The sequence below is a fragment of the uncultured Cetobacterium sp. genome, from assembly GCF_947038635.1.
In the GTDB taxonomy this organism is placed as follows: domain Bacteria; phylum Fusobacteriota; class Fusobacteriia; order Fusobacteriales; family Fusobacteriaceae; genus Cetobacterium_A.
Map to the genome: position 1 here is coordinate 1 of NZ_CAMQXC010000138.1, position 5555 is coordinate 5555.

Here is a 5555-nt window from a genome sequence, read left to right on the forward strand (position 1 = left end):
CAAGAGCTGCATCTTTAGCTTTAGTCACTGTATCTAATACATTATCACTTGCATTTAATGCTGCCTCTGTAGCTGGTATAAGTGTATCCATCATAGTTTTATCTCCAACTTTGGCTGTAGTTAGATATTGAAGTTCTGTTAATCCAGAGCTCAGTATTTTTTTTAATGTTTTTCCATCTACATTAATAATATCCTCATCTAAGTCTTCACCTAATCCACTTAAGTATGTTCCATAAAGAGGTCCTGCAGAACCTCCATTTATATTTGTAACTGCATCTCCAATCTCTTGAAAAAATCCCTTTAAAGATTGATTTTTCTCTTTCCACTCTTGACTTTTATCTTTTATAACCATTCCAATTCTTTCAATTGTAATCCCATGATCCCCATCTCCAAATTTAGAATCAATATCTGATAAAATCTCTTTGTTCTCTATCATAAGCTCTGAAATATTTTGAAAAATAGATATCCATCTTTCTTTTGTTATAACCATATCTCCACCTCTTAAAAATAGATTTTTTTCTTTTAATATGTATATAACCTTTGTTCTGACAAATGTCAAATTTTTTTTATTTCAACAATTTTGATAAAAAAAGAAGCTCTAATAAGCTTCTTAAATTTTAATATCTATTTAATTTTAAATCAGACTAGCCACATCACTATCAATAACTATATGAGTAAAAACTTTTGTTTTTAAAGCTCCTATAACAGCTAGTGGATTAACTCTTTTGTTTATTATTCCAATTACTTTTTTATTACTTTTTAAACTTTCTAACGGAATTTGGATAGAAAAGTCATTTTCACCTTTTAAAATATTTCCATCAATATCAAAGTAATAACTTAAAAACATTCCAACAGCTTTCTCCTCTTGTAATACTTTTCCAAATCTTGCTTCTGTTGCTAAATCTGGTACTGATGGAAAGTTTCTTATCTGTATTACTGAGCAATCTATTTTATTCCAAAGGTATGTTATCTCTTTTAAATTTTCTGTTTTTAAAAACATCTCTTTTTCACTATGAGATGAACATAAAAATGGTAGATATAGATACTTTGAAATTAAACTAGTTTTTTCTGAAAGCATTCTTATAAGTTCATTTGTATGGTAGTTTCTATGAGAAACTGGTGCATTTCCTATTAGTGGTACAACCGTTCCTGAAAAAATATGTCTTTCTCTATTATCTATTCTCTCTACAATTCCACCTATTGTATTTCCCCATCCAACTCCTAACACTTCACTATTCTTATACTGATTAAAAATATATTCTAAAGAGTGATCCATAAAGATTTGATCATTTAAGTTTTTATTGCTGCTAGATGGAACTATGTACACATCTTTTAAACTATATTTTTTACTTAACTCCTCCGATCTACTCTCCTGAATATTATCTTTTAAAATATCATTAATCTCTATTTTTACCAGTCCTAACTCTCTAGCTTCTGTTAAAAATTTACTAATTAAAGGGCGAGAAACTCCAACTATTTTTGCAATCTCACTTTGAGTCATATTTTCTAAATAATATAACTTAGCAATAGATATTAACCTTTGAATTTTTTCATTATCTGCGCTCATACACTACTCCTTATTTAATCCTCTTGTTAAAGCATGATTTTCTAAGATTTCATAAATTTTAATATTATTATATGAATCAATTAAAATTGAATCATAAGATATTTTACTATCACTTATAATAATATCATAGTTTTTTTTAAGCGTAGCTACATTTCTTTGATAAAAAAGTATAGGTTCAACATCAAAGTTAACAGTTGGAATATACCTTTTCAAATACATATTGAAAGAATTTTTTTTATTAATTACTGCATCTTGAAATAATAACAATACATTTTTTATATCACTAAGATTTTCCTCTATAATAACAGTTTTCAATACAAAAGCTATTGTATATTTATCAGCAAGGTACATTTTATATGAGTACTCCTCTAAAAATCTATCTAATTTTTCTAAGATTTTTAATTGACCTTTATCTCTTTTTAAATTAGATATTTTTAAAATATTATCTTCTAATTTAAAAAATGAAAGATAAACTTTATTGAAAAGTAATCTATATAAATCTTTATTAGGTATCTCTAGTTTAAAATACGCCATTAAATCTTTTACAAATTTTGAACTTTTATTAATTAGTGTCCCATCCAGCTGTCCCTCTTCATAGGAAAATGAAAATAAAAATTCAGTTAACTGCTTTTTATATTCATTACCAAAACCTACTCCGTATTTATTTACTAAATTTTCTAATTTTATATACTTCTCTAAATTAGAATTTTTATCTATTTTAAAACTAAATCCTCCGAATAACTCAATACAAATTTCCAAAACATGAACAAAAGAAAGCATAACATAGTTTATAGATATATCTGAATTACTTAAAATTGGATATAGTTTTTCCATACGTTCTTTTGTATCAAATCTTTTTATACTGTTTAATAGTTTTTTTCTACTTGGAACTAAAATGTGCTCCTCTATAAAAAAGATCATTAATTTTTTACAAAATGTTCCTTTATCACTTAAGCTTAAATTTTTTAAAACTAGACCCTTTCCATGTACATATTCATACGTCGTTCCATTTGCTGCAAATATCTCTTTCACTGTTTTAAATGCTCTTAAAATAGTGCTTCTTGATACATCTAATATCTCTTTTTCCTTTTCTAAATTTAAAAATCCTGTTGCTATAAATTTAATAAATAGATAATCTACTTTTTCTGTTGATGTTAAGGTGTTAAAATTGTTTAATAGTGTTTGCATCTGTTGATTTGAAAGATTTAAAGAGTATAAATTTTCATTTTTTTCTATGGTTGGTAAATTAATTGATATTAAAAATTGATTAAATTGTAATATAGATTTTATTATAGAACTTTTTTCTACTTCTAAATACAACTGCATATCATCTACAGACATTTCACTCTGAGATAAAATTTTAAGAATATTGGCAGCTGTTGTATTCATTATACCACCCCCCTCTATGTTATATGTTATCATATATTGCGGTTTCTGAGAAGTCTTGACATATCATTTTTATATCTATTGATTATAGGTCTTTATTTTTAAAAAAATAAAATAGGGCTAATATTAGCCCCACTTTTTATAACTCTATCTCTCCTACATCTAATTTTTCTACAAATTTAAAAGTAGAATCTATCTTTTTTAATATAAAAATTTTTTCTTTAATTATTTGTCCACCAAAGTCGCTATAAGCTTGATATTTTACTTTTTGAGCAAATATATTATCCTCTAGTTGTACAATTTTGCCAGCTTCTAAGACTTTTGTAGCTGGAGAATTAAAATAGTCTCCTAATGCGAAGGCTACTCCAGTTCTATATGATGTCTTTGGTGCTGAATAACTCAATGTAGAAAGTGCTAGTAAAAATAAAAACGCTTTTTTCATAGTGTGTACCTCCCTAGGATATTATTATTCATGATATAAATTATACCTTATGTAAGTATTATTTTAAAATATATTTTTTATATAATTATCATTTTGATTTGTTTTAATACGTTTTTATTTATAAAGTTTTTTGTGATAATACGTCTCAGAGATATATAGAGGAGCTAGTGGATTATGTCCTGTCACTCTGTCTTTTACAGCTAAAACTGTTGCAGGAGCCTCAGAGTATTTCATAAATAGAGAGTCATGGCCTACACAAAGTCCTAACATAACATTTAACTGAGTTTCCATTTTATTTAAAAGTCTTGCTTGTCCTATAGGATTACATATTACCTCATTAGTACCTGGTCTAACTTTTTCACAATCAGATATTCCTATAAATTCTTTAGGCACAGATCCATTTTTACAAATTATTGAGCATACTTGAAATCCTCTATTTTTAAGTATTTTTGTAAAAATTTCCGCTTCATTCCTAAGACCTACACAAAAGGCTAACCCTATTTTTGTAAAGTTATTTTTCTTAGCAAACTCTATTATCTCCTCTACCCTAGTTAGTCTACAATATCCCTCACTTTCAACTAAAGCTGAGTTGTGAGCTAATTTGTAGTTTTCCTCCTCTAAATAAAGAAGTTTATTCTCCTCTTGAAACTCCTTATCTCTACTAGGACAATTTTTAGGCATCTTCTCATAATTTTGCTCTCTACATCCATGAACTTTACAATTTGCACAACTATACATCTCTTATCCTCCCTATGCTTTATATATCCCCTCTATATCCCCTTCACCTAACACATGACCTTTTATCTCTTTATACGCTTCATTTAAATAAAATCCATTTTTTAAATTTGGTACCTTATCTAAAGCATATATTTTTACTTCATATATATGATCTTTATCTGGTGGAGTTGGTCCTCCATAAAAAGTTGCTCTCTCTTTAGGTAATCCAACTAATTTAGATGCCCAGCTATTAATTCCTTGAATTATATTTTTATCCTCTCTACTTGCATTCTCTTTAAGTTCAGTATAATTTTTTGGAACTACAGCTATCCAGTGTATCCAAGAAAAACCAGCTACAGGAACAGCATCATAATCTTGCATAACAATTAAAAAACTCTCTGTGCCTTCAGGAGCATTTTCCCATTTTAAACCTATTGATTTTGAAGGAACGTTATCTATCCATGAGTCTCCATGTTTACCAAACTCATTTTTAATACAACCATTTACAATACTATCACTTTTCAATATAAAATTTCTACTTTTTTTCATTTTTCCTCCTTGAACTTCTTTTTCTTTTTTATTCAAAAAAAATACTGTTATCCTCTTTGAAATTTTTATAGGAATATATCTATAAACTCAGTAAAAGTATTTCAAATGGATTTCGTTTTATCATATCTAAATTATTAGGAGGCTTTTATGAGTAAAAAAGTTTTAGTCGTTGTTACAAATGTTTCAAAATATTCAAATGTTAATAGAGCTACAGGTCTATGGTTAGGTGAGGCTGTTCATTTTGTTGAAGTTATGGAAAACAATGGATTTGAAATAACTTATGTTAGCCCTTTAGGTGGATATACTCCAATTGATCCACACAGTATCGAAGCCGAAATGATGTCTGATTTAGATTGGAAATTCTATACTAATCGAAATTTTATGAATAGTCTTGGTGTAACTATTTCTGCTAAAGATATTGATTATAATGATTACTCTGTTATATATTACACAGGTGGTCACGGAGTTCTTTGGGACTTCCCTAATGATGAAAAATTACAAGAGATTGCTATAGGTATTTGGAACAATGGTGGAGTTGTTTCAGCTGTTTGTCATGGTTTGGTTGGTTTATTAAATATAAAAGATAGTTCTGGTGAGTATTTAATAAAGGATAAAAAAGTCACTGGATTCTCTAATAGTGAGGAAAAAGAGGTTCAACTTGATAAACTTGTTCCATTTTTAACAGAGGATGAACTTGTTAAAAGAGGTGCTAAATATAGTAAAACTGATAACTGGGGAGAGTATGCCGTTGCTGATGGAAGATTAGTTACAGGACAAAACCCATCATCTGGTGCTGCTGTTGCTAGAGAGGTTCTTAAGGTTTTACAAAAATAATCTTTTAATAAAAATTCTTTCCTTGAATTAAATTGGAAAAAGATTTATACTATACTATAT

General features: G+C 27.8%; 7 protein-coding genes. 1 reads left to right on the plus strand and 6 read right to left on the minus strand.

Annotated elements, in window-relative coordinates; genetic code table 11:
• The 6 genes from Q0V08_RS10380 to Q0V08_RS10405 all read right to left on the minus strand — a co-directional run.
• Positions 1-490: dihydroxyacetone kinase subunit L (locus Q0V08_RS10380; RefSeq protein WP_297434531.1), on the minus strand; the 490-nt coding region annotated here is incomplete at its 3' end.
• Between the two features lie 144 nt (positions 491-634).
• Positions 635-1567, minus strand: coding sequence for a sugar-binding domain-containing protein (locus Q0V08_RS10385; RefSeq protein ID WP_297434533.1), 933 nt, complete (start codon positions 1565-1567; stop codon positions 635-637).
• A 3-nt stretch (positions 1568-1570) separates the two neighbouring features.
• A complete protein-coding gene (locus Q0V08_RS10390; protein WP_297434535.1) occupies positions 1571-2956 on the minus strand; it encodes a hypothetical protein in 1386 nt (461 codons plus the stop codon).
• Between the two features lie 136 nt (positions 2957-3092).
• Positions 3093-3395 carry a hypothetical protein gene (locus Q0V08_RS10395; RefSeq protein ID WP_297434537.1) on the minus strand — a complete coding sequence of 101 codons (303 nt, stop codon included), beginning with the start codon at positions 3393-3395 and terminating at the stop codon, positions 3093-3095.
• Between the two features lie 114 nt (positions 3396-3509).
• Complete coding sequence (locus Q0V08_RS10400) at positions 3510-4133, minus strand: DUF1847 domain-containing protein (RefSeq protein WP_297434539.1); 624 nt, start codon at positions 4131-4133, stop codon at positions 3510-3512.
• Positions 4134-4145: 12 nt separating this feature from the next.
• Complete coding sequence (locus tag Q0V08_RS10405; protein ID WP_297434541.1) at positions 4146-4661, minus strand: YbhB/YbcL family Raf kinase inhibitor-like protein; 516 nt, start codon at positions 4659-4661, stop codon at positions 4146-4148.
• Between the two features lie 147 nt (positions 4662-4808).
• Between Q0V08_RS10405 and Q0V08_RS10410 the strand changes: the two genes are divergently transcribed.
• Positions 4809-5495, plus strand: coding sequence for a type 1 glutamine amidotransferase domain-containing protein (locus Q0V08_RS10410; protein WP_297434544.1), 687 nt, complete (start codon positions 4809-4811; stop codon positions 5493-5495).
• Positions 5496-5555: the final 60 nt, after the last annotated feature.

What these genes read in the sequence shown, in the direction of transcription:
- Q0V08_RS10385 (WP_297434533.1), bottom strand. Translation starts at nt 1,567, where the DNA reads ATGAGCGCAGATAATGAAAAAATTCAAAGGTTAATATCTATTGCTAAG.
- Q0V08_RS10405 (WP_297434541.1), bottom strand. Translation starts at nt 4,661, where the DNA reads ATGAAAAAAAGTAGAAATTTTATATTGAAAAGTGATAGTATTGTAAAT.
- Q0V08_RS10395 (WP_297434537.1), bottom strand. Translation starts at nt 3,395, where the DNA reads ATGAAAAAAGCGTTTTTATTTTTACTAGCACTTTCTACATTGAGTTAT.
- Q0V08_RS10390 (WP_297434535.1), bottom strand. Translation starts at nt 2,956, where the DNA reads ATGAATACAACAGCTGCCAATATTCTTAAAATTTTATCTCAGAGTGAA.
- Q0V08_RS10410 (WP_297434544.1), top strand. Translation starts at nt 4,809, where the DNA reads ATGAGTAAAAAAGTTTTAGTCGTTGTTACAAATGTTTCAAAATATTCA.
- Q0V08_RS10400 (WP_297434539.1), bottom strand. Translation starts at nt 4,133, where the DNA reads ATGTATAGTTGTGCAAATTGTAAAGTTCATGGATGTAGAGAGCAAAAT.